The organism is Cohnella lubricantis (assembly GCF_014212015.1).
Lineage (GTDB): Bacteria > Bacillota > Bacilli > Paenibacillales > Paenibacillaceae > Cohnella > Cohnella lubricantis.
This window is the reverse complement of the sequence record NZ_JACJVN010000055.1, coordinates 1-22,255: the sequence shown is the minus strand read 5'-3', so window position 1 is coordinate 22,255 and position 22,255 is coordinate 1. Positions and strand designations below refer to the sequence as shown.

The 22,255-nt window shown below is 59.2% G+C and carries 22 protein-coding genes; 20 read left to right on the top strand and 2 right to left on the bottom strand.

The window, feature by feature from the left end; genetic code table 11:
* Positions 1-32 precede the first annotated feature (32 nt).
* From H4Q31_RS13730 to H4Q31_RS13700, 7 genes are all read left to right on the top strand, one after another.
* Positions 33-881 carry a sensor histidine kinase gene (locus H4Q31_RS13730; RefSeq protein WP_185179633.1) on the top strand — a complete coding sequence of 283 codons (849 nt, stop codon included), beginning with the start codon at positions 33-35 and terminating at the stop codon, positions 879-881.
* Positions 878-1,582 (top strand): response regulator, encoded by a 705-nt coding sequence (locus H4Q31_RS13725; protein WP_185179632.1) that lies wholly within the window; start codon positions 878-880, stop codon positions 1,580-1,582. Before H4Q31_RS13730 ends, H4Q31_RS13725 begins: the two co-directional genes overlap by 4 nt.
* 124 nt (positions 1,583-1,706) lie before the next feature.
* A complete protein-coding gene (locus tag H4Q31_RS13720; RefSeq protein ID WP_185179631.1) occupies positions 1,707-2,312 on the top strand; it encodes a YcnI family protein in 606 nt (201 codons plus the stop codon).
* Positions 2,313-2,729: 417 nt separating this feature from the next.
* Complete coding sequence (gene pheS, locus H4Q31_RS13715; RefSeq protein ID WP_185179630.1) at positions 2,730-3,764, top strand: phenylalanine--tRNA ligase subunit alpha; 1,035 nt, start codon at positions 2,730-2,732, stop codon at positions 3,762-3,764.
* 18 nt (positions 3,765-3,782) lie between these two features.
* The gene (gene pheT, locus H4Q31_RS13710) at positions 3,783-6,239 is read left to right on the top strand and encodes a phenylalanine--tRNA ligase subunit beta (RefSeq protein WP_185179629.1); all 2,457 of its coding nucleotides are present in this window, start codon (positions 3,783-3,785) and stop codon (positions 6,237-6,239) included.
* A gap of 141 nt (positions 6,240-6,380) precedes the next feature.
* Positions 6,381-8,123: a cell division protein ZapA gene (zapA, locus tag H4Q31_RS13705; RefSeq protein ID WP_185179628.1), complete on the top strand. Its 1,743-nt coding sequence runs from the start codon at positions 6,381-6,383 to the stop codon at positions 8,121-8,123.
* A gap of 217 nt (positions 8,124-8,340) precedes the next feature.
* Positions 8,341-10,359, top strand: a complete 2,019-nt coding sequence (locus H4Q31_RS13700; RefSeq protein WP_185179627.1) for a methyl-accepting chemotaxis protein — start codon at positions 8,341-8,343, stop codon at positions 10,357-10,359.
* A gap of 124 nt (positions 10,360-10,483) precedes the next feature.
* Here H4Q31_RS13700 and H4Q31_RS13695 read toward each other — a convergent pair whose 3' ends face one another.
* Positions 10,484-10,864 carry a cupredoxin domain-containing protein gene (locus H4Q31_RS13695; RefSeq protein WP_185179626.1) on the bottom strand — a complete coding sequence of 127 codons (381 nt, stop codon included), beginning with the start codon at positions 10,862-10,864 and terminating at the stop codon, positions 10,484-10,486.
* Positions 10,865-11,023: 159 nt separating this feature from the next.
* The gene (locus H4Q31_RS13690; RefSeq protein ID WP_185179625.1) at positions 11,024-11,380 is read right to left on the bottom strand and encodes a phage holin family protein; all 357 of its coding nucleotides are present in this window, start codon (positions 11,378-11,380) and stop codon (positions 11,024-11,026) included.
* Between the two features lie 149 nt (positions 11,381-11,529).
* Between H4Q31_RS13690 and H4Q31_RS13685 the strand changes: the two genes are divergently transcribed.
* The 13 genes from H4Q31_RS13685 to H4Q31_RS13625 all read left to right on the top strand — a co-directional run.
* A complete protein-coding gene (locus H4Q31_RS13685) occupies positions 11,530-13,899 on the top strand; it encodes an endonuclease MutS2 (protein WP_185179624.1) in 2,370 nt (789 codons plus the stop codon).
* A gap of 50 nt (positions 13,900-13,949) precedes the next feature.
* Positions 13,950-14,351: a DUF350 domain-containing protein gene (locus H4Q31_RS13680; RefSeq protein ID WP_185179729.1), complete on the top strand. Its 402-nt coding sequence runs from the start codon at positions 13,950-13,952 to the stop codon at positions 14,349-14,351.
* A 112-nt stretch (positions 14,352-14,463) separates the two neighbouring features.
* Complete coding sequence (locus tag H4Q31_RS13675) at positions 14,464-15,012, top strand: hypothetical protein (protein ID WP_185179623.1); 549 nt, start codon at positions 14,464-14,466, stop codon at positions 15,010-15,012.
* A gap of 3 nt (positions 15,013-15,015) precedes the next feature.
* Positions 15,016-15,933 carry a cysteine synthase A gene (gene cysK / locus H4Q31_RS13670; protein ID WP_185179622.1) on the top strand — a complete coding sequence of 306 codons (918 nt, stop codon included), beginning with the start codon at positions 15,016-15,018 and terminating at the stop codon, positions 15,931-15,933.
* A gap of 432 nt (positions 15,934-16,365) precedes the next feature.
* A complete protein-coding gene (locus H4Q31_RS13665; RefSeq protein ID WP_185179621.1) occupies positions 16,366-17,067 on the top strand; it encodes a putative endonuclease domain-containing protein in 702 nt (233 codons plus the stop codon).
* Between the two features lie 484 nt (positions 17,068-17,551).
* Positions 17,552-17,773: a hypothetical protein gene (locus tag H4Q31_RS13660; RefSeq protein WP_185179728.1), complete on the top strand. Its 222-nt coding sequence runs from the start codon at positions 17,552-17,554 to the stop codon at positions 17,771-17,773.
* 45 nt (positions 17,774-17,818) lie between these two features.
* Positions 17,819-18,232, top strand: coding sequence for a spore coat protein (locus tag H4Q31_RS13655; protein WP_185179620.1), 414 nt, complete (start codon positions 17,819-17,821; stop codon positions 18,230-18,232).
* A 168-nt stretch (positions 18,233-18,400) separates the two neighbouring features.
* The gene (locus H4Q31_RS13650; protein ID WP_185179619.1) at positions 18,401-18,892 is read left to right on the top strand and encodes an Lrp/AsnC family transcriptional regulator; all 492 of its coding nucleotides are present in this window, start codon (positions 18,401-18,403) and stop codon (positions 18,890-18,892) included.
* A 31-nt stretch (positions 18,893-18,923) separates the two neighbouring features.
* Positions 18,924-20,141 (top strand): aminotransferase class I/II-fold pyridoxal phosphate-dependent enzyme, encoded by a 1,218-nt coding sequence (locus H4Q31_RS13645; RefSeq protein WP_185179618.1) that lies wholly within the window; start codon positions 18,924-18,926, stop codon positions 20,139-20,141.
* 103 nt (positions 20,142-20,244) lie between these two features.
* Positions 20,245-20,499 carry an aspartyl-phosphate phosphatase Spo0E family protein gene (locus H4Q31_RS13640; RefSeq protein ID WP_185179617.1) on the top strand — a complete coding sequence of 85 codons (255 nt, stop codon included), beginning with the start codon at positions 20,245-20,247 and terminating at the stop codon, positions 20,497-20,499.
* A 77-nt stretch (positions 20,500-20,576) separates the two neighbouring features.
* Positions 20,577-21,260, top strand: coding sequence for a bifunctional adenosylcobinamide kinase/adenosylcobinamide-phosphate guanylyltransferase (locus H4Q31_RS13635; protein WP_185179616.1), 684 nt, complete (start codon positions 20,577-20,579; stop codon positions 21,258-21,260).
* A complete protein-coding gene (locus H4Q31_RS13630) occupies positions 21,232-21,837 on the top strand; it encodes a cob(I)yrinic acid a,c-diamide adenosyltransferase (protein ID WP_185179615.1) in 606 nt (201 codons plus the stop codon). The genes H4Q31_RS13635 and H4Q31_RS13630 overlap by 29 nt, the downstream gene beginning before the upstream one ends.
* Positions 21,834-22,255 (top strand): pseudouridine synthase (locus tag H4Q31_RS13625; protein WP_376698246.1); only part of this gene is annotated, 422 nt, incomplete at its 3' end. The genes H4Q31_RS13630 and H4Q31_RS13625, both read left to right, overlap by 4 nt.

Here is a 22,255-nt window from a genome sequence, read left to right as displayed (position 1 = left end):
GGCGGGCCGTTAACGGAGGAACAATCGAGATTATGCGCAAGAACGACCGTACCATCAAATGGCTGATTCTGCTGACGCCGACGATAACGATTGGCTTGTGGGAATATATCCGGCACGCGTTCCTGCTTCCGTATATGTCGATGGAATTAGGCAACTTCCTCGCGCCATTCATCGTGCTTGCCGTTACGCTTACGCTCGTGCTCGGTCTGTTCCGCCGATTGGAGGAGTCGCAGGGCGAGCTTCAGGCCGAGAAGACGACGACCGCCTCCCTCGAAGAGAGGGAGCGGCTGGCTCGGGAGCTTCACGACGGCATCGCCCAGTCGCTCTTCCTGCTGGCTGTTAAGCTGGATCAACTGGACCGGGCAACTGCGGACGAGACGGTGCGCAGACTGGCGGGCCAGCTTCGCGAGACGGTGCGGGACGTGAACGACGACGTCCGGCAAGCGATCGCGAACCTGCGCCAGCCGCCATCTGCGGCGGAGGCTGCCTGGGTCGTCCCTCTGCGGGAGCTGCTTGGCGAGACCGCGGGCATCATCGAGGCGCAAGCGGACTTCCGCTGGGGGATACCGGACGGATCGCTGACCAATAAGGAGAAGGTAGAGCTGCACGCCTGCCTGCGGGAGGCGCTCCTTAATGTTCGCAAGCATGCCAGGGCGAAGCGCGTCATTGTCATCGGAGAGCTGGACGACGAAGGCGGGTTCCGCTGCGCAGTCGAAGACGACGGCGCGGGATTCGCTGGCGATCCGCTCGCGGCGGAGGGGCGGTTCGGTCTGCGCATGGTTCGAGACCGCGCCCAACGGATGGGTTGGTCGTTCCGGGCGGAGCGCCGGGACGGCTGGACGATAATCGAGCTGAGGCAGAGAGGAAGGCGTGAGGCATGAAGCAGCCGCTGCGCGTCATGCTGGTCGACGATCACAAGCATGCCCGGCAAGGGATGCGGGAGATCGTCTCCGAAGACGAAGACTTTGCCGTCGTGGCGGAAGCGTCCAGCGGAGAAGAGGCTCTTGCGCTCATGGAGAGCGCATCCCCTGAGCTGGTGCTGATGGATATATCCATGCCCGGCATGGGCGGACTGGAAGCGGCGAAGACGATCAAGGCCGGTTACCCCGACGTTAAGATCGTAATCGTGACCGTATCCGACGAGCCGGCGCATCTGTTCGAAGCGCTCAAGAAAGGCGCGCAGGGCTATCTGCTCAAGAACCTCAATCCGTCGGCATGGCGGGAATACTTGCGGGCGATCGCTTATGACGAAGCGCCGCTCAATCCCGACTTGGCTCTGTCCATTCTGAAGGAGTTCGCCGCTCGGCCGCGATCAGCCGCTCCGGAGCAGGCTTCGGGCGAGCAGACCGGAGTTCGGAAGGAGGACGGCGGCTTCCGCGAGGAATTGACGCCGCGCGAGAAGGAGATTCTTCTAGAGGTCGCGAGAGGCCGCACCAATCGCGATATCGCGCAGGAGCTGGGGTTGTCGGAGCACACCGTGAAGAACCATCTCAAAAATATTTTGCACAAGCTCCATCTGGCCAATCGCGTGCAATTGACAAGGTATGCTTACGAGCGAGGCTTGGTCGGTCCGACGGATTAGCGGATGTTCGCCAATTTGTCACAGAAGATTCGTTGCGGCTAGCCCTTTCTAGTCATGCGAAGCGACGCAGGCAGCGGCTATACTTATTACATCCCAACATGAGACAGAGAGGTTGCTGCATTCCATGAAAAAAAGTGTTGCTCTACTGCTTGCGCTATTCTTGGCGCTAGGCTTCGCGGGTGTTGCCAGCGCGCACGTAACGGTTCAGCCAAGTTCGGTTCCGGCCGGCTCCTATCAAGTGTTCACGCTGCGCGTGCCGTCTGAAGAACAGTCGGTGAAGACGACGCAGGTGAAGGTTGACGTTCCCGCAGAGGTCGATGTGTCCCGCTTCGAGCCGAAGCCGGGCTGGACCTATACGACGGAGACCGATGCGGATGGCAAGATCACGTCCTTCACCTGGAAGGCGGAAGGCGAAGGATTGAGTCCGACGGAGTTCATCCAATTCAACTTCCAAGGCAAGGTTGCGCCTGATGCCGCAGAGCTCGTATGGAAAGCCCGCCAGACGTATTCGGACGGTACCGTCGTCGATTGGTCCGGCGGCGCGGATGCCGACACGCCGGCATCGGTGACGACTGTTACGCCGGCAGCCGCTGACGAGCATGGCCATGGCGGTTCGACCGAAGCTTCTGCCAATGAACGCGACCCGCTGACGTTCGGCTTTGCCATCGCAGGCTTGGCAGCAGGCATAATCGCGCTCGCGATCTCGCTGGTTCGCCGCCGCCGCGCATAAGCGGACGCGACTTGATTACAGCTGCGCATTCCCCTATAATACGATATAATAGTTTCCACATGCGTTGATGGAGACGAGTAAGCAGTGCCTTCCTCTCAGGGAGGGAACGCCGAGGACTGGAAGCGTTCCTAGGAAATCAGGCTGCCGAAATTCACTCCGGAGCATTCCCTTGAACCCGGCCGCCTGACAACAGGCGAAGGAAGTAGAGGGCAACGGCAGCGGCCCGTTATGCCGCGAAGAGCGGGAACTCCGGCAAGCGAACCGGCGACGCCCATGCACGCGCGGAAGCGGCGGCATGACGCGGACGGCGGCGAGCGGCGAGGATGTTCCAACAAGGGTGGTACCACGGTCCTATCGTCCCTTTTCGGAGGGAGATAGGGCTTTTTTATTTTTCCGGATAAGGAGAGACATTGGCCCATGAGAGAGAAGTTGGAAGAGCTTCGGCGCGAAGCGCTTGAGAGGCTGCAAGGCGTGGCCGACCCCGCGTCGCTGAACGATCTGCGGGTGCAATACCTTGGCAAGAAGGGGCAATTAACCGAAGTGCTGAGAGGCATGGGAGCTCTAAGCGCGGAGGAGCGTCCGGTCATCGGCCAGGCTGCGAATGATGTTCGCGCGGCGATCGAAGCTGTGATCGCGGAGAAGCAGGAGGCGTTCGACCGCGCCGAGACGGCCCGCCGTCTGCAGGCGGAGACGATCGATGTGACGCTGCCGGGCAAGCGGCCGGCTTCCGGCACGGTTCATCCGCTGACGAAGGTCACGCAGGAGATCGAGGACATTTTCCTCGGGATGGGATATACGATCGCGGAAGGCCCCGAGGTGGAGGAGGACTTCTACAACTTCGAAGCGCTGAATCTGCCGAAGAACCATCCGGCGCGCGACATGCAGGATTCATTCTATCTGACCGACGACATTCTGCTGCGCACGCACACGTCTCCGGTGCAGATTCGCGCGATGCGCGCTGCGAAGGGCAAGACCCCGCTCAAGATTATTTGCCCGGGCAAAGTGTATCGCCGCGACGACGATGACGCGACGCATTCGTTCATGTTCCATCAGATCGAGGCGCTGGTCGTCGGCCCGAACATTCGAATGAGCGACCTGAAGGGGACGCTCCTCCAATTCGTGCAGGCGCTGTACGGCCCGCAGACGCAAATCCGGCTGCGCCCGAGCTTCTTCCCATTCACCGAGCCAAGCGCCGAAGTCGACGTCACCTGCGCGCAATGCGGCGGCCACGGCTGCCGGATGTGCAAGCACACCGGCTGGATCGAGATTCTCGGCTGCGGCATGGTGCATCCGAAGGTGCTCGAATACGGCGGCTACGATCCGAAGGAAGTGTCCGGCTTCGCCATTGGCATGGGCGTCGAGCGGATCGCGCTGCTGAAGTACGATATCGACGACATCCGTCATTTCTATAACAACGATCTGCGGTTCCTCGGGCAATTCGCCCGAATGTAGGAAGGGAGGCTTCTATCCATGAACGTATCTTACCGTTGGCTAAAAGAATATATCGATCTGAGCGGCATCGAGCCGAAGGAGCTCGCCGCCCTCATGACGCGAGGCGGCATCGAGATCGATTCGGTGCCGTCCCGCAATCAAGGCGTCAGCGGCGTCGTCGCGGGTCTGGTGCTGACGCGCGAGAAGCATCCGGACGCGGACAAGCTAAGCGTCTGCACGGTGGACGCCGGCACAGGCGAGACGCTGCAGATCGTCTGCGGCGCGCCGAACGTAGCTGCCGGCCGGAAGGTGCCGGTCGCGCTTGTAGGGGCGAAGCTGCCCGGCGGCCTGACCATCAAGCGCGCCAAGCTGCGCGGCGTCGAATCGCAGGGCATGCTCTGCTCCGCGCGCGAGCTCGGCATCAACGACAAGCTGCTGCCGAAGGAAGTGCAGGAAGGGCTTTATCTTCTGCCGGAGGAGACAGAGATCGGCCGCGACATTCTCGAGGTGCTGGCGCTGGACGATTCGATCCTCGAGCTCGATCTGACGCCGAATCGCTCTGACTGCCTGAGCATGATCGGCGTCGCGTACGAAGCGTCGGCGCTGACGGGGCGGAAGGTGAAGCTGCCGGATCCGTCGCAGGAGCTGAATGCTTCGACGGACAAGGCGTCTGACCACGTGCGCGTCTCGATTACCGCCAAAGAGCACTGCTCGCACTATTCGGCGCGTTACATCAAGAACGTCAAGATCGGGCCGTCCCCGCTGTGGATGCAGAACCGGCTTATCGCCGCGGGCGTGCGTCCGATCAGCAACGTCGTCGATATTACGAACTATGTCATGCTCGAATACGGCCAGCCGCTGCACGCGTTCGATGCGGCGAAGGTAGCCGGCGGCCGAATCGACGTTCGCCTTGCCCGCGAAGGCGAGACGTTGGTCACGCTGGACGGCCAAGAGCGCAAGCTGGAGCCGCACATGCTGCTCATTACGGATGCCGAGAAGCCGATCGGACTCGCTGGCGTCATGGGCGGACTCAACTCCGAAGTGACGAACGACACGACAGCGATTATTCTCGAATCCGCACGATTCGACGGCGGCACGATTCGCCGTACTTCGCGCCAGCTCGGCCTTCGCTCCGAAGCTTCTGCGAGGTTCGAGAAGGAAGTCGATCCGGGTCGCGTGCGCGATGCGCTTGACCGCGCGGCAAGCTTGATGGTGAAGTATGCCAGCGGCTTGGCGGCGGAAGGCGCAGCGGAGGCGGTCGTCTCGGAAGCGGCGCCAGCCGTCGTCACGGTAACGCTGGATCGGATCAACCGGTTCCTTGGCACCTCTCTCTCTTCGCTGGAAGTAAGCACGATCTGGTCGCGGCTTGGCTTCCACGCGAAGGGAACGACGGACGAAGAATGGCAGGTGACGGTGCCGACGCGGCGCGGCGATATTACGCGCGATGTGGATCTGATCGAGGAAGTCGCCCGTCTTCACGGCTATGACGAGATCCCGACGACGCCGATCGAAGGGCCGACGACGACCGGCGCATTGACGAAGCCGCAAGCGATCCGCCGCGAGCTTCGCGCGCTGCTGGCGGGGAACGGCTTGAACGAAGCCGTCTGCTACAGCGTGACGTCCGCCGGGCGGGCGGCTTTGTTCCCGGCGCTGAACGGCGCTGCGGAAGGCAGCTTAGCGGTGCCGCTGGCCATGCCGATGAGCGAGGAGCGCAGCCTGCTTCGCACGGCGGTGCTGCCGAGCCTGCTGGAGGCGGCGGCCTACAATATCGCGCGCAAGAACAGCGACATCGCGATGTTCGAGATTGCGAGCGTATTCCGCACCAAGGAAGCGGCGCTGACCAAGCTTCCGGAAGAGAAGCCGCGGCTGGCGTTCGTCCTGCACGGCAACCGGACAGCTTCCGCATGGAACCGCGCAGCGGAGAAAGCAGACTTCTACGACGCTAAGGGCGTGCTGGAAGCGGTCTTTGAACGTTTCGGACTGAGCGGTTCAGTCACGTACGAAGCGGCGCAGCCGGAGCACTTCCATCCGGGACGGACGGCTGCGGTGAAGCTGCGGATGGGCGGCGGATCGGTGACGATCGGCTATGTTGGACAGCTGCATCCCGACCTGCAGCGCGAGCTGGATCTCGGCGATACGTTCGCCGCGGAGCTTGAACTGGCGCCGCTCTATGAGCTGGCTGACAGCTCGATCGTCTATCAGGCGCTGCCTCGCTATCCGGCGGTGGAGCGGGATCTGGCCGTAGTCGTCGGACGCGAAGTCGCAGGCGAAGCGCTGCTTGGCGCGATCCGTTCGACGGCGGGCGAGCTGCTGGAATCGTCGCGCGTATTCGACATCTATACGGGCGAGCGGCTCGGAGCGGACAAGAAGAGTGTGGCGATAGCGCTAGTCTATCGCCATCCGGAGCGTACGTTGACCGATGAAGAAGTGACGGAGGCCCATGGAAGGGTATTGGCAGAACTGGAACAATCTTTCGGAGCCGAGCTGAGAAAGTAGGCAGGAAACGGCAAGACGCGCAGCGAATACATCAGGACGCAAGCGAAAGGCGGACCGGATTTGAGGTTGAATCGGGCCGCGGTTCAGCCTGCCTCCGGTGGATTCGCTGCGATTTTTCTATGGGATTGGGAGGAACAAACCGTGAATGCTGATGATCGGACACGCGTAACGGTTGACATATACGGAACACAATATACGTTGACGGGGCACTCCAGCTCGGATCATATGAAGAAGGTCGCCTTCTTGGTGAACGAGCAGATGCACAAAATAGCGAATGGTTCTCCGCGTCTTGATCTATCGAAGCTGGGCGTATTGGCGTCTGTCAACTTGGCGGATGAGCTGCTGCGGCTTAGACGGGAGAATGAGCGTCTGCTGAACGAAGAGAGCGAGCGCAAACGGCTGGCTAAGGAGCTGGAGCAAGCGCTCGGGCAATTGGAGCAGGCGAACGGCTCGTTGGAAGCGATTCAGCGCCAGGCGGAAGAGGAACTGACGGAGACGAACCGCAAGCACGCCGAGCAGTTGGAGGCTGTCGTCTCCAGCTACGAAGAGCAAGTCGAGAGCCTGCGGCAGGAGATGGAGGATAGACTTGCGGCATCGCATCAGGCGTACGAAGAGAATATGAACCTCGCGCGCCAAGCGCTGGAGGAGAGAGAAGCGGCTGCTCGTTCCGATCTCGAGCGGAAGCTGCAGGAGCAGGCAGAGGAGCTGGGCGGCCAGTTGGCGGCGCGCGAAGCGGAGTTGTCAAGCCTGCGTACGAAGCTGGAGACGGCGAAGTCGACGTTAGCCGCTTCGGAATCGAGAAGAGTAGCGGAATTGGAGGAACTTCGGGCAGCGTCGGAGAAGGAGATCAGCTCGCTGCAATCCATGCACGAGAAGGAGATCGCTGCGCTGCTATCCGCGCACGAGAAGGAAGTCAGCGCGCTGCAATCCGAGCACGAAGGATTCTTGCAGCTGCTCAAGACGTCCCATGCCGAAGAGATCGAAGCGGGCATTGCGTCCTACGAGAAGAAGCTGGCGGATGCAGCGGCGGAGCACGAAGCGAGACTGGAAGAGGAACGGACAATTATGGCTTCACGCTCGGAAGCGCTGCTGACCGAGTATGCGTCCCTCTTGGAGAAGACGCGTGCAGAGCATGAAGCGGAGCTGGCCTCGCTTCGAGCCGACAATGAGGCGAAGCTCGCATCGCTCCAGGCGGAGCATGACGCGCTTCTGAATGAATTGTTGTCTGAGCACGATATGGCGCTCCGTTCACTCCAAGCGTCGCATCAAGCCGAGCTCGAGGAGCTTGGCGCGGATACGGCACGGTGGAGCGCCGAGCGAAGCGAATGGCAGGCGAAGGAGAGAGGTCTGCGTTCGATGCTGAGCGAGCTGGAAGAGGAGAAGGCGAGACTGGCGCGCGACGCGGAAGAAGCGCTGCAGATCGCCGAAGCCGCCCAGAATGCGGAGTCGGAAGTCCGCAAGGCGGCTGAGGCGGCTGCTAAGGCGGCGCGCGAAGCAGCGGAGCGGGCTTCGGCACTGGAACGGCGATTGGTTGAGCTTGAACGCGAGATGGAGCAGCGGAAGCTGGCCGCAGAGACGGCGGAGCGAGAGCTGGAGACAGCCAGATCGCAGGCTGCGGCGATGGTATCGCTTGAAGCGGAGCGGGCGGCGCAGCTGGAGCGGCTGCAGGAGGAGCACGCCGCAGAGCTTGATGCGCTGCGAAGCGAGCTGGCTTCACGCAGCGAAGGCAGCTCTACTGAAGCGGCTGAACAGGCGGAGCGTGCCGAGCGTCTCGAGACGGAGCTGCTGTCGGTTCGCAGGGAGCTTGACGCGCTGCAGGAAGAATACGCGAAGCTTCAAAGCGAGTATAACGAATGGATCGACATGCTCGAAGAAGAGGTTTGATCGTTAAATAGGGCGAACTTTGCTAGATACTGTTCAATAAGAGACTAAAAGTCGAATTCGCGCGAAGCGGAAACGGCGGATAGTCTCTTTTTTTGGGCCAATACTCCCAAAAATAATGGAATAAATAACATTCAGAGTGAGTTGTAAGGGCTATCATTCGATATTACACTAATTATATTTCCGAATATTTGGGGTCAACGCGGTGACACTTGCTAATATGAACCCGTTTCGCAAGGGATTTAGTGTAGGAAGCAAGCTATTTATTACCTTTTTTGTCGGAATCGTCGTTTTTGTCGTGCTTGTCGGAACGCTGTCCTACCGAATTTCGGAAGGCATCATTACTAAGCAAGCTGAGAACTCGTTTGACCAAACGATCGATAAGACGGCCGACAATGTCAACATGACTCTCGCCAACATTGAAAGCGCATCCAAAAAGCTGGCTGTTGACGCGTCCTTCACGCAAAATGCCAAGCAGTTGATCGACTTGACGGACAAGTCCAAACGAACGCAATTGCTGAACGCCGTGAATGAATCGTTCCGTTCGGCCAAAGCGGACTCGGACAAGATCGCTTCGGTCACCGTGCTGTACGACGGCGGCGGCTTTTCCAGCGAGGGAGAAACCATTACCAGCGACGCCTTCCAAGCGGATTGGGTTCCAACGGTAATGGAAGCGGGCGGACAGCCGATATGGCTGGCTCCTCCAGGCAACGGCGAAGACTTCATCAAAGCAAAAGATGACTATACGCCGGAGCCGATGCTGATGATCGCTCGTCTTCTCCGGAATGTGAAGACAGGCGAGGATATAGGCATTCTGGCGGTTGAAGTGAAGGTGGAATCGCTCCAAAGCAGCTTCGATGGCATCGAAGGGGATGTCTTCATTCAAGACGCGACCGGCAAGTATGTCTATCATTCGGATGCCTCGAAGCTGGGGCAGCCGACGGAATATGCTGACTTGCAGGAGGGCGCCGAAGAGATCAGCACCTCATCCGGCCAACAGCTTGTTGCCTCGCAAGGGCTTGAAGGTACCGAGTGGCTGCTTGTCGGCTCGATACCGTTAAGCTTACTAACCAAGGATACGGTGCAGATCGCTCAGGTCACGATCTATACAGCGATCGCCGCCGCGGTCTTCGCTGCGTTGGTCGGATGGGGCGTTGTTCGGATCATAGCCCGTCCAATTACATCGATAGCGAATTTGATGGAGAGAGCCGCAAGCGGCGATCTGACCGGACGAGCTCCCGCAACCCGACGGAAGGATGAGATCGGCAAGCTGAGCAGCCATTTCAACGAGATGATGTCCAATACAGGCGAACTGATCCGGGAAACGATTGATTCGGCCGCCGCGGTGTTCGAGACGGCCGCCTCCGTCGAACAAGCCTCCCGCAGCACCGAAGCGTCGGCCAGCCGCATCGCGGAATCGACCCGAGACATCGCCGAAGGCTCGGCGTCCCTCTCCTCGGATGCTGAGAGCGGCGTTGTGCTGGCGGAGCAGATCATGGTCGGCGTCGGCCGCGTCATCGATTCGAACGCGGATATGGAGAGCAAGGCGGGGCAGGTTCGACGCGTAGGCGAAGAGGGTCAGGAGCATCTCCGCTCGCTGTCCGAGACGACCGGCCAAGTCGAGCAGGCGAACCGCGCCATCAATTTGCGGATGGAAGCGTTAAGCGAGCAGACCGCTTCCGTTACCGGTTTGCTAGATCAATTGAACCGCCTTGCCCGGCAGATCAATATCTTGTCTCTTAACGCTGCGATTGAGGCCAATCGGGTCGGAGCCGCCGGCAAGGGATTCCAGGTTATTGCCCAGGAAATGGGCGGTTTGGCGAAGGAGTCGGAGACGCATCTCGGCCGCGTCGCCTCCTGGATGCAATCAATGGTATCGGATATCACGCTGACCACCGACGAGATGAATAAGGCGCGTCCGTTGTTCGAACAGCAATTCGGCGCGATCAAGCAGGCGGAGCAGCTGTTCGGCGATATCGGCGAGCGTATGAACCAATTCACCGAGAGCTTGAACGATGGCAGTGACAAGGTTCGGCAGATGGAAGCGGCGCAGCGAACCTTGCAGGAGACGATCATGAACGTCGGAGCAGTCTCCGAGCAATCGACGGCTTCGGTTCAGGAAGTGGCGGCGATGACCGGCGAGCAGGCTGAGATCAGCGCGAAGCTTGTTGACCATGCGAAGCAGCTGGCCACACTGTCGGAGCGGCTGAAGGAACTGCTGGTGCGATTCCGCGTTTAACAATCAGCAATCAGTAAGCTGCATGCAAACAGGCGAACAGGCGAACAGGCGATGTCAACGCCAACATACAGAGAGAAAGTCCGGACGGGAGCGACACTCCTGCCCGGACTTTCCTTGTTGTGGCTTATTGCACGATCAGCTTCGAGGTCATCGTCAGGTGACCCGTGCCGCAGACGGTCGCGCATTTGATCTCGTAGGTGCCGGCAGCCAGCTTCACGACCTTGGACCATTTGCCGCCGTGCAGCTTGACGTTCGCGCCTTCGATGAGCAAGCCGTGCGCGCCTTGCTCATTCACCAGCTTGATCTCGACCGGCGTATCCTTCGGAATCGTATATTCGGGCTGGTCGAACTGCCAATTGGATGCCTTGATCACAAGCTGCTGCGATGGCGTCATCGATTCCTCGGGAGCAGTCGAATCATTGTTCCCGCCGCCGCATGCGGACAACGCTGCAGCCAGTGCTAATACGATCAGCGCGGATGCCGCTATTCTACTTATAATACGCATGAATGATCTCCTTCCGGCGCTTCTTCTCCAGGCCAATACCGATGGTATAGCCCTGAATATCATATCATACCGGATAGAGGAACTCATTGCGCATACAAGCGAATAGCGACTGTACGCCAAGAACGAGGAAGCCCTGGGGCAGATTGCCAAGCGGCGATGTTAGTCCCGGCTCTTGGCGGCGTTGAACGGGCTGGCGACCGGAATGAACAGGTCGATGATCCCGATGACGAGAGCGGCGAGCAGGGCTCCAAGGATCGTGGCATGGACGTTGCCTACCACGAATTGCGCGATCCAGATAACGGCTGCGCTCGCCAAGAAGCCGACAATTCCCCGCCCGAATGGCGATACTCGCTTGCCGAAGATGCCTTCGATGATCCAGCCGAGAACTGCGATGACCAAGGCAAGCAGCAGCGCGCTCCAGAAGCCTCCCACCGAGAAGTTCGGGACGATGTAGCCGACGATCCAGATCACGATCGCGGAGACGATGAAGCGTACGACATGACCGAGGAAATGCATGATAGTTGCCTCCTCCATTGTTGAGAAAGTTCCGGCTGAGACCGGTATTGGCGTTAGCTTATCCTGCTTTCCTCAGAGTATAACTGGAAGGTTTCGCAAGATGCGGCGGCTGCGCTATAATGGAGCGTGAGAGGAGTTGGACCTTTAGCGTGAACGATAAAGCGCTCGCAACTTTGGAATACAACAAGATCATCCTTCGCTTGCAGGATGCCGCCGAGACTTCCCTTGGCAAGGAAGAGGCGACCAAGCTGATGCCTTCTACGGACGCCCTCGAGGTGAACCGCCGTCTGGCAGCCACCGACGAAGCGGTACGGGCTGCGCAGCTCAAGGGTTATCCGCCCTTCGGAGGCGTGACGGATGTTCGCCCATCGCTTGGCAGGGCGCGCATTGGAGGCGTGCTGGGTCCGCTTGAGCTGATGGATATCGCGGGGCTCATCATGGGCTCCCGGCGAATTCGCAAATATACGGCAACGGTAGCGGATGAGATCGAGATCCCGATCCTGGCGGATCTGTGCGAACCGTTGATCGACGCCAAATCAATCGAGGACGAGATCCGCCGCTGCATCGACGAGCAGGGCGATGTGATGGATTCGGCCAGTTCCGAGCTCGGCTCGGTCCGGCGCGACATTCGCATTCACGAAGGCCGCGCTCGGGAGAAGCTGGATAGCATGATCCGTTCGTCGTCCGTTCAGAAAATGCTGCAGGACGTCCTCGTCACTGTGCGCAACGACCGTTACGTCATCCCGGTGAAGGCGGAGTACCGTTCTCACTTTGGAGGCATCGTCCACGATACGTCCGGCAGCGGAGCGACGTTGTTCATCGAGCCGGAAGCCGTCGTGCAGATGAACAACAAGCTGCGCGAGCTGAAGGTGCGGGAACAGAAGGAGATCGAACGCATTCTGCGCCGCCTCAGCGAGCTGGTCGGCGAGAAGGCGGAGCTGCTGTCCTCCGATGCGGAATCGCTCGGCTATATCGACTTTATCTTCGCCAAAGCGAAGCTGGCGGATGCGATGTTCGGAACGCTGCCGGCGATTAACGATCAAGGCATGGTGCGGCTGAAGCGCGCCCGCCATCCGCTCATTGATGCCAAGCAGGTCGTGCCGATTGACCTTGATCTCGGAGAGGATTACTCCGCGATCATCGTCACCGGGCCGAATACCGGGGGGAAGACGGTGTCGCTGAAGACGGTCGGGCTGCTCAGCCTGATGGCGATGTCCGGCTTGTTTATCCCCGCGGATGACGGCAGCAAGCTGTGCATCTTCGACGGCATCTTCGCGGATATCGGAGACGAGCAGAGCATTGAGCAGAATCTGAGCACCTTCTCGAGCCATATGACGAATCTGATCTCCATGCTCGGCGAAGTGACGCCGCGCAGCCTCGTGTTGCTCGACGAACTGGGGGCCGGCACCGACCCGGCGGAAGGCTCCGCGCTGGCGATCGCCATGCTGGAGCATCTGCACCGCGTCGGCTGCCGGATCGTGGCGACTACGCACTATAGCGAACTGAAGGCTTATGCTTATAATCGCGAGGGCATCATTAACGCCAGCATGGAATTCGACGTGGCCACGCTGCGGCCGACGTATCGGCTGCTTGTCGGCGTACCGGGTCGAAGCAACGCATTCGCGATTGCCGAACGGCTCGGGTTGCCGAAGACGATCATCGAGCATGCCCGCGGCCAAGTGAGCGAGGAAGAGCTGAAGGTGGACACGATGATCGCCTCGCTCGAGCGGGACCGCATTCTCGCCGAATCCGAACGGCAGACGGCCGAGCGGCTGCGAGCGGAAGTTGAATCGCTGCGCCAGAAGATCGAGGAGGAGCGGTTCAAATTCCAGGAGCAGAAGGCGAAGCTGCTGGAGGAAGCCCGCGAGGAGGCGCGCAAGTCGGTCGTCAAAGCCCGGCGCGAAGCGGAGGAGATTATTGCCGACCTGCGCAAGCTGGCGATGGAGGAAGGCGCTTCGGTCAAAGAGCACAAGCTGATCGAAGCCCGCAAGCGGCTGGAGGATTCGGTTCCGGAGCCGGTCGAGAAGCCGCGGCGCCAACAGGGCAAAGCGGCCAAGATCGAGCCCGGCGACGAGGTGAAGGTGCACAGCCTTGCCGGACAGAAGGGACATGTCGTGGAGCTGTCGTCCGGCGGGGAAGCATTGGTCCAGTTGGGCATCTTGAAGATGAAGGTGGCTCTGGACGATCTGGAGCCTGTGCGGCAGCAGGCGGCATCACCTGTCAAAGCCAAAGGCTCCGCGAACGTCACAACGGTTCAGCGCTCCAGGGATGAGGACATCCGAACGGAGCTTGATCTGCGCGGCGCGACGCTTGACGAGGCGCTCATCGAGACGGACCGCTTCTTGGATGAAGCGTTCCTCGCGAACCTCGGCTCGGTGTATATCATCCACGGCAAAGGAACCGGCGCTTTGCGCACGGGGATCCAAGAATTTTTGCGCAAGCATAAGCATGTCAAGAGTTACCGTCTGGGCAATTACGGCGAAGGCGGCGCAGGTGTCACCGTAGCCGAATTGAAATAAGATAGCGGGAGGTGTGCGCCGTGCAGAATACCGAGGCAGTCGATGCGTTAATGGCCCATCCGCTGCTTGCGATTCTGGCTTATTTCTCGGTCGGCGTTCTGCTGCTGATCGTCTGCCTCGCTTGCTTCGAATGGGTAACCAAGTACAATTGCTGGGAAGAGATTCGCAAAGGCAACTTGGCGGTAGCGCTGGCGACCGGCGGCAAAATATTCGGCATGTGCAACATCTTCCGGTTCTCGATCGAAGCGCAGGATTCGATATATGAGAGCCTGCTATGGGCCGCTATCGGATTCCTGCTGTTATTGATCGGCTATTTCATGTTCGAATTCCTGACCCCGGTTCTTCGTGTTGATGAGGAGATCGGCAAGGACAACCGGGCGGTCGGGTTCATTGCGTTTGTATTATCGGCGGCGCTGTCGTACATCATCGGCGGAGCGGTGACATACGGCTAATGCGCAGACGGAGGATGGACGGATGAAGTATTTGTGGGGATCGCTGCTGGCGTTTGCCATCTTGTTCTTTGCGATCGGGATCGTGTACATGGTGATGGAGGGATAACCAAATATGGCAGTAATTGTATGTCCGTGGTGCCAGAGCGAATTGCCGGTAGAGGAAGGCCAAGAGCCGGAGCGCTACTGTCCGATTTGCGACAATGAGATTGGCGGCTATCGATCGCTTCAGATCGGGCTGGACCGGAATGAAGAACTGGAAGAGGATGCGGAAGCTAGGGCTGAACTGGACGAGGACGAGGTCGAAGACCTGAGCGGCTTAGCAGATTGGGACGAGGACAAGGATTTGCGTGAGAAAAGCGAGAGCTTGCTCGTCTACGAAGAAGCGGTAGAGAAGCTTCTGGACGAGCAGGAGACCGTTCCCGAATGTCCGCACTGCCGCGAATATATGCTGGAAGCGGGCAATCGGGTTGTCGATGCGGACAGCTTCCTCTCTCGCGAGTCGGACATGCTGGGCGGGCCGGTGCTGAAGGCCCCGTTCGCGATGACGATGTATATCTGTCCGTCTTGCTTCAGCATGCAATATACGCTGGCTGAAGAGAATCGGACTGAATTTGCGCAGCGTCTAAGCGGAGCGGGCGCAGAGCAGAAGAAGGGCCGCTAGGCGATGGTTCGAATCGTTCAATCGGTAACGGAGCTGATCGGCGATACACCGGCGGTGAGGCTGAATCGTCTCGTGACGGACCAAGACGCGGAAGTGCTCGTGAAGCTGGAGAAAATGAACCCAAGCGGCAGCGTCAAGGACCGCGCCGCGTTCGGCCTGCTAGCGGACGCCGAAGCTCGCGGCTTGATCGCCCCGGGCTCCGTCATTATCGAGCCGACGAGCGGCAATACCGGCATCGGCCTCGCGATGAATGCCGCCGCCAAAGGGTACAAGCTTATTCTTGTCATGCCGGATAACATGACGAAGGAGCGCATCGCTCTGCTTCGCGGCTATGGCGCCGAAGTCGTGCTGACGCCGGCGGCTCAGCGCATGCCGGGCGCCATCGCGAAGGCGCGGGAACTGCTGGCGGAGCATCCTGGCAGCTTCATGCCGAACCAGTTCGAGAATGCCGCCAATCCGGACATTCACCGAACGACGACCGCTCTCGAGATTCTCGAGCAGACGGAAGGGCGGCTTGACGCCTTCGTCGCCACGGCGGGAACGGGCGGCACGATCACCGGAACCGGGGAGACGCTTCGCGAGAAGCTGCCGGGCCTATTCATCGCCGTCGTCGAACCCGACGGCTCTCCCGTGCTGAGCGGCGGCCAGCCCGGGCCGCACAAGCTGGTCGGCACGAGCCCAGGGTTCGTGCCGAAGAATTTGAACACGAACGTCTACGACGAGATCGTTCGTGTCAAGGACGAGGACGCGCTGGAGACGACGCGCCTGCTCGCTCGCAAGGAAGGGCTGCTCGTCGGCCCGTCGTCCGGCGCCTCCGTCTGGGCCGCGCTGCAGATCGCGCGCAGGCTAGGTCCGGGCAAGCGGGTGCTCTGCATCGCGCCGGACACCGGCGAGCGCTACTTGAGCATGGGGATTTTCTGAAGCTGAGGACTGTGGTAGAATGGCGGTAACTTGTGCGGAACGCTATCCCTGTCGCTCAGACGGGCTGGTGAACAATGCTGCATGGAGCTTGCATAGCGTTGCAACCAAATGATCAGGTAAGAGCCGCAACGAAATGATCAACTTTGCCGCAACCCAATGTTTAGCTGAGCGAAGCAATCGAATGATCAGCTAGGTGCCGCAACCCATATGATCAGGCGAGCGCCGTATTCAAAGCATCAGCTAAGCACTGCATTCAACAGCTCAGCGCGCATTCAAATAACCAACGTCGCAAAGCATGCGCCGTTCTTTCGAACTATGGTTCGAAAGGGCGGCGTTTCTTGTTTCTCCGAAGGTGAACGTCTATTCGTCATTCGAGGCGTGGCACAGCTATGCGCGTTGGATCCCATTCTAATTGAAGGAGTGCAGAACCAAATGATGGCGAATCGTCAAAGTACCGTAACCAATGTCAACTTCGAGTTGGAGCATCGCGTCTGGCTGGACGAGCACATGAGACGCAGCAAGGGGGAACGAAAGAGGCGACTGGAGAACGGCGCACATGGGCATGGGGAGAGAGAGGCGCTGCGAACGGTCTGGGTTCCGGCTTTCGGACACTTGGAGCATTTGCATCCGGAGTATGAAGTGATTGATTTTCAAGGAGGGACTCGGTATATTGATTTGGCTTATCTTCGCCCGCCTTATCGGATCGCTATTGAGATCGACGGCTATGGCAAACATCAGCGGGATATCACGAAGAGGGAATTCTGCGACGATCGCGTGAGGAGCGCTTTCCTTATTAATGATGGTTGGTTAGTGATACATATCGGGTACGACGATCTGAAGGAGCGCCCGCGACTGTGGCAGATGATCCTGCAGCAGCTCATAGGCAAGCTGTACGGGCATGAGGACAAGATAGAGAACAAATTATACAGTCAGGAACGCGAGATTGTCCGATTGGCAAGCGAGTTGGGGCGGCCTGTTCTATTAGGGGATGTGAAGCGCTTCTTGCAGTGCGGTTATGTGAATGCGCGCAAGGCGGTTAGACAATTGGAGGATAAACAAATTCTCGTCAGAGTTGGCGGAGGGAAGAAGCGAGCGTATGGTTGGGTGTTATGTGAGGAGGACATGAAGGATTGAACGCAAATTTCCGCTAGTAAGCGGCCGCGTGGAAGGGCGGAGTTAGTTCGCGAACAAACTAAATCGGCGCACGCATGGCAGGGAAGGGCGGAATTAGTTCGCGAACAAACTAAATCGGCGCACGCATGGCAGGGAAGGGCGGAGTTAGTTCGCGAACAAACTAAATCAGCGCACGCATGGCGTGGAAGGGCGGAGTTAGTTCGCGAACAAACTAAATCGGCGCACGCACGGCGTGGAAGGGCGGAATTAGTTCGCGAACAAACTAAATCGGCGCACGCATGGCGTGGAAGGGCGGAATTAGTTCGCGAACAAACTAAATCGGCGCACGCACGGCGGGGAAGGGCGGAATTAGTTCGCGAAAGGTGTGCTGAAGGTGCAAGCCGGTATTAGCGAGAGCACAGGGACCTTGCATAGCCTTGCATCCGAGGTGGCATAATACGGCTTGGCGTTCAAGTTGGAAAAAGGAGGAACGGCTCAATTGAATATGCAACCGCTGACCGCGAAAGAGCTGGAATATATCGCGGACTCCATGTCGAACGAGGATCTGCTGATCAAGCAATGCACCGCCGCGGCGCTCTCCTGCACGAATCTGCAGATTCAGCAGGTGCTGATGCACCAGTCGCAAGTCCACATGCAGCAATACCAGACGCTGCTGAATTGCCTGCAGCAGCATCAAGGGATCGCACCGACCCAGCCGTCATCCTAACCGCTAACCAACATTCCAACATTAAAGAGGAGGGTATCCGAGCAAATGCAGCAGCAACAGCAGCAGTTCCTTCCGGACGGAGACCTGGCTTACACGGTACTCGCCGACCTGAAGCGGGTGACCCGCGAGTACGCCACCGCCGCTACCGAATCATCCTGCCCCGTCGTCCGGCAGCAATTCACGCAATTGCTGAACACGTCGCTGGCGATGCAGGGCGAGCTGTTCACGGCGATGAGCCAGCAGCAGATGTACAATACGGCTTCACCTGTCATCCGGCAGGAGATTGACAAGCAGATGAAGCAATACCAACAGACGCAGCAGAAGACGAACCAATTCGTCCAGCAGCGCAAGAGCACAGCGAATCCGCCGTCGCCGCAATCGTATGGAGGCTGGGCCTACCAGCCGGCGCCGCAATGGCAGCAACAGAATAACCCCCAGCAGCCGCACAGCTATATGTGAGCGGCCACCCCTCGCGGCGAGCCGGCCGCTGCGCATACGTGAAGGCATTCCCGAAGGCGTCCGTCTGCCTGAAGGGGAATGCCTTTTTGCCGTCATGGGCGATTTGTTCCCTTTCCATCCAGCCTGTATTTGATGTAATATGAGAGGTATTCAGGAGGAGGGATCCCAGTGAACGAATTACAAACCAAAATATTGGATCTGCTGAAGGAAGATGCCCGTCTATCCTCCGCAACCATAGCGACGATGCTAGGCGCAGAAGAGGCCGAAGTCTCCTCCGCCATCGAAGAGATGGAGCGGGATCACGTCATCGTGAAGTACGCGGCGGTCGTGAACTGGAGCAAAGTCGACGAGGATAAAGTCACCGCCTTGATCGAGGTGGAATGCTCGCCGGAGCGCGGCCACGGCTTCGAGAGCATCGCGGAGCGCATCTACTTGTATCCCGAGGTCAAATCGGTGTACTTGATGTCCGGCGCTTACGATCTGTGCGTTGAGATCGACGGCAAGAACCTGAAGGAAGTCGCGTCGTTCGTCTCGAACAAATTGTCAACGATCGAATCGGTTATCTCGACCAAAACGTTCTTTATCCTCAAAAAATACAAACAGGACGGCATCATATTCGAAGAATTCGAAGACGATCACCGCCTCTTAATATCGCCGTAATCATCCGGGAGAAGGAAGGAACTGGAGTCTTATGATCAAAGACGTGGAACAACAGCAAGGCATTCGATCGCAACGCAGCGGCATGAACGATTATCTTGCCTCTGCCGCCCGTTCCATCCCTCCTTCGGGCATACGGCGTTTCTTTGACTTGGTTAGCGCCAGCAAGGACAGCAGCATCATCTCGCTCGGCGTCGGCGAACCGGACTTCGTTACGCCGTGGCGGTACCGCGACGCGGCGGTCTACTCGCTCGAGAAGGGCAAGACGCAGTACACGTCCAACGCGGGCATGCCCGAGCTGCGCGAAGCGATCGCACACTATTTGCACGACCGCTTCCAGCTGACCTACGATCCCGCGCACGAGATGCTCGTCACCGTCGGCGGCAGCGAAGCGATCGACCTGGCGCTCCGCGCGCTGGTCGAGCCGGGCGACGAGGTGCTCGTGCCTGAACCGACTTATCTGCCGTACAGCCCGATCTCGACGCTCAGCGGGGGCGTTCCCGTCGGTATCGAGACGTTCGCCAAGGATCAGTTCAAGTTGACCGCGGACAATCTGCGCGCCGCCATCACGCCGCGCTCGAAGGTGCTCATTCTATGCTACCCGAGCAACCCGACCGGCGCGATCATGACGTACGAGGATCTGCTGCCGATTGCGAAGGTAGTCGAGGAGAATGACTTGATCGTCATCTCCGACGAGATCTACGCCGAGCTCACTTACGAATCGAGGCACGTCAGCTTCGCCTCGCTGCCCGGCATGCGGGACCGTACAATCGTCGTCAGCGGCTTCTCCAAGGCGTTCGCGATGACCGGCTGGCGGATGGGCTACGCTTGCGGCCATCCTGACCTTATCGCGGCGATGCTCAAGATTCATCAGTACACGGTCATGTGCGCGCCGATTATGGGGCAGGTGGCGGCTCTCGAAGCGATGACGAACGGCATGGAAGATATGTACCGGATGATCGAATCGTACAACCAGCGCCGCCGTCTCGTCGTGCAGGGCTTCCGCGACATCGGCCTGCCGTGCCATGAACCGCAGGGCGCGTTCTATGCTTTTCCATGTATCGAATCCACCGGCTTGTCCTCGGAGGAATTCGCGTCGCGCCTGCTGCTGGAGTCCAAAGTCGCGGCCGTTCCCGGCTATGTCTTCGGCCGGGGCGGCGAAGGGTTCATCCGCTGCTCCTATGCCACCTCCGTCGCGCAATTGATGGAGGCTCTGGAGAGGATTGGAAACTTCTTGAACAAATTGCGATAATATTGCAATTTGCTCCAAACTAATAGGTTTTTTCCTCGCGTTCTGCTATAATAACCCTTGTTTTTCACCCGCTGGATGTTAGCCACGCGAAAGGGGAGAGAGCATGGAGTCGGCGGAACATCAATCTTTCCTGGAGCAGGATGCCGCGGTTCATTCCATCTCGTCCGCGGATGCAGAGATTCCGGCATGCGACGCCTCGAATCACAGGTTAGAAGAGGAAATAAACGAGTTAAGAAGAAGCATGACGGAAGCCTTCTTGAAGGAAGAGTCGTTCACTTCGGATTCCGTCATGGAGATAAGCCGCTTATTGGACACGAAAATCATCGAATATATGAAGCTTGTGTCTAACCATAGATAGAGCCCGTCATTCTCGTGACTGGGCTTTTTCTTTTGTGCTATAGTTAAATGCATGGAGGCTTGAAGGAGGGATTAGGCATGCTCTGGATCGTCACCGGTGGCGTTGGCAGCGGGAAGTCGGCATTCGCTGAAGCATTAGCCCGGACGCACGGCCGCGAGGCGATCAAGCTGGTCTGTCCCGCTTGGCCCGATTCGGAAATAACCGGCGTAGCGCCGGAATTGAACGATCCCGTAAGCAGGGATGAATCGAACGAGATGACCTTGCCGGCTGATCATACGTTGGCGGAAAGACTGAACCTGATTAATCTGCGTTCCAATCCGTTCCGTGCGAATCAGCGAATTATCGTCGTGGACAGCTTGTCCGGATGGCTGCGGCAAGAGATCGAGGAGATGCGCAAGCTGTTCCCTCCTCCGGAAGCGGCTGCCCTGCCAAGACGCGGGCGCCCGAGGAAGCCGGCGGAGACGAGTGAGGTGTTCCGCAAGCGGACGCGGAAGCTGGAAGCGTCGCTGCAGAGCGTCATCGCCGCCCTGCTGAGCTTCGAGGGCAAGCGGATTGTCGTGACGGAGGAGACGCCGGCAGGACTCGTACGCGATCCGTGGGAACGGTGGTATTTGCGCGAGTTGTCCAAGGCGAACCTACGGCTGGCTTCGGCATGCGACAAGTTGTACCGGTTGACAGCCGGATTCGCGGAGGAGCTCAAAGGCACCATGATGAAACGGGGGACTTATCACGATGAGAATCTATACCCGAACCGGAGATAAAGGCAGCACGTCTGTCATTGGAGGCCGGGTATCGAAGGATGACGTTCGGGTTGAAGCATACGGGACGATTGACGAACTGAACGCCTTCGTCGGCCAAGCCGCCGCAGCTGTGAGCTCACTTGAGCGCGATAGTTCCGCTGATTGGGAGGAGCTGGCTGAGGAGCTGGCCGTCATCCAGCAGGAGCTGTTCGATTGCGGCTCGGATCTGTCTTACGCGAACCCGGAGCCTGCGAAGCTTAAGGTGACAGCCGAGATGGCGGAGCGGCTGGAGGCATGGATCGACCGCCACGAAGCAGCGCTTCCGCCGATCGAGCGGTTCATTCTGCCAGGCGGCAGCGAGATCGCCGCGCTGCTGCACGTCTGCCGGACCGTGTGCCGGCGAGCGGAGCGGCGCATCGTGACGCTGGCCGCGTCCAGTCAGCCGTATCCGGAAGAGACGCTCCGCTACATCAACCGGCTGTCCGATTACTTCTTCACGGCTGCGCGCCGGGCGAACGTGCTGCTCGGCGTTCCGGATGTGGAATACGAGCGCGGAGCCCGCGTCTTCGGCGAGAACCGGAGGTCGCAGCCGGAATGAGCGAACGCTATTATGCGCCGGTCGTGCATGTCGCCGACGCCAAGGATGCCGGCCGCATGCTGCGCGATGTGATGCGGGACCGCCTGGGCGTCTCCAGGCGGCTGTTCGTCCGGCTGAAGCAGTCGGAGGAAGGGCTCACGATTAATGGAGAGCGGGCCTATCCGAGCTATCGGCTGGCGGAAGGGGATATCGTCGAATTCCGCATGGAGCAGGAGACGTCCGAGGACATCTATCCGCAGCCGATGGAGCTCGATATTGTTTTCGAAGATGAACATCTGCTCGTGCTGAACAAGCCGGCGGGGATTATCGTCCACCCGACGACAGGCCACTACATGAATACGCTGGCGAACGGCGTCGTTCACTACTGGCGGGAGAAGGGCGAGATGTGCCGCTTCCGCCCGGTGCACCGGCTGGATGA

Coding starts and splice junctions, on each gene's coding strand:
- H4Q31_RS13680 (WP_185179729.1), top strand. CDS start 13,950: ATGGCCCATCCGCTGCTTGCGATTCTGGCTTATTTCTCGGTCGGCGTT.
- H4Q31_RS13720 (WP_185179631.1), top strand. CDS start 1,707: ATGAAAAAAAGTGTTGCTCTACTGCTTGCGCTATTCTTGGCGCTAGGC.
- pheS (WP_185179630.1), top strand. CDS start 2,730: ATGAGAGAGAAGTTGGAAGAGCTTCGGCGCGAAGCGCTTGAGAGGCTG.
- H4Q31_RS13700 (WP_185179627.1), top strand. CDS start 8,341: ATGAACCCGTTTCGCAAGGGATTTAGTGTAGGAAGCAAGCTATTTATT.
- H4Q31_RS13730 (WP_185179633.1), top strand. CDS start 33: ATGCGCAAGAACGACCGTACCATCAAATGGCTGATTCTGCTGACGCCG.
- H4Q31_RS13675 (WP_185179623.1), top strand. CDS start 14,464: ATGGCAGTAATTGTATGTCCGTGGTGCCAGAGCGAATTGCCGGTAGAG.
- H4Q31_RS13635 (WP_185179616.1), top strand. CDS start 20,577: ATGCTCTGGATCGTCACCGGTGGCGTTGGCAGCGGGAAGTCGGCATTC.
- H4Q31_RS13660 (WP_185179728.1), top strand. CDS start 17,552: ATGCAACCGCTGACCGCGAAAGAGCTGGAATATATCGCGGACTCCATG.
- cysK (WP_185179622.1), top strand. CDS start 15,016: ATGGTTCGAATCGTTCAATCGGTAACGGAGCTGATCGGCGATACACCG.
- H4Q31_RS13695 (WP_185179626.1), bottom strand. CDS start 10,864: ATGCGTATTATAAGTAGAATAGCGGCATCCGCGCTGATCGTATTAGCA.
- H4Q31_RS13665 (WP_185179621.1), top strand. CDS start 16,366: ATGATGGCGAATCGTCAAAGTACCGTAACCAATGTCAACTTCGAGTTG.
- pheT (WP_185179629.1), top strand. CDS start 3,783: ATGAACGTATCTTACCGTTGGCTAAAAGAATATATCGATCTGAGCGGC.
- H4Q31_RS13630 (WP_185179615.1), top strand. CDS start 21,232: ATGAGAATCTATACCCGAACCGGAGATAAAGGCAGCACGTCTGTCATT.
- H4Q31_RS13725 (WP_185179632.1), top strand. CDS start 878: ATGAAGCAGCCGCTGCGCGTCATGCTGGTCGACGATCACAAGCATGCC.
- H4Q31_RS13640 (WP_185179617.1), top strand. CDS start 20,245: ATGGAGTCGGCGGAACATCAATCTTTCCTGGAGCAGGATGCCGCGGTT.
- H4Q31_RS13690 (WP_185179625.1), bottom strand. CDS start 11,380: ATGCATTTCCTCGGTCATGTCGTACGCTTCATCGTCTCCGCGATCGTG.
- H4Q31_RS13645 (WP_185179618.1), top strand. CDS start 18,924: ATGATCAAAGACGTGGAACAACAGCAAGGCATTCGATCGCAACGCAGC.
- H4Q31_RS13655 (WP_185179620.1), top strand. CDS start 17,819: ATGCAGCAGCAACAGCAGCAGTTCCTTCCGGACGGAGACCTGGCTTAC.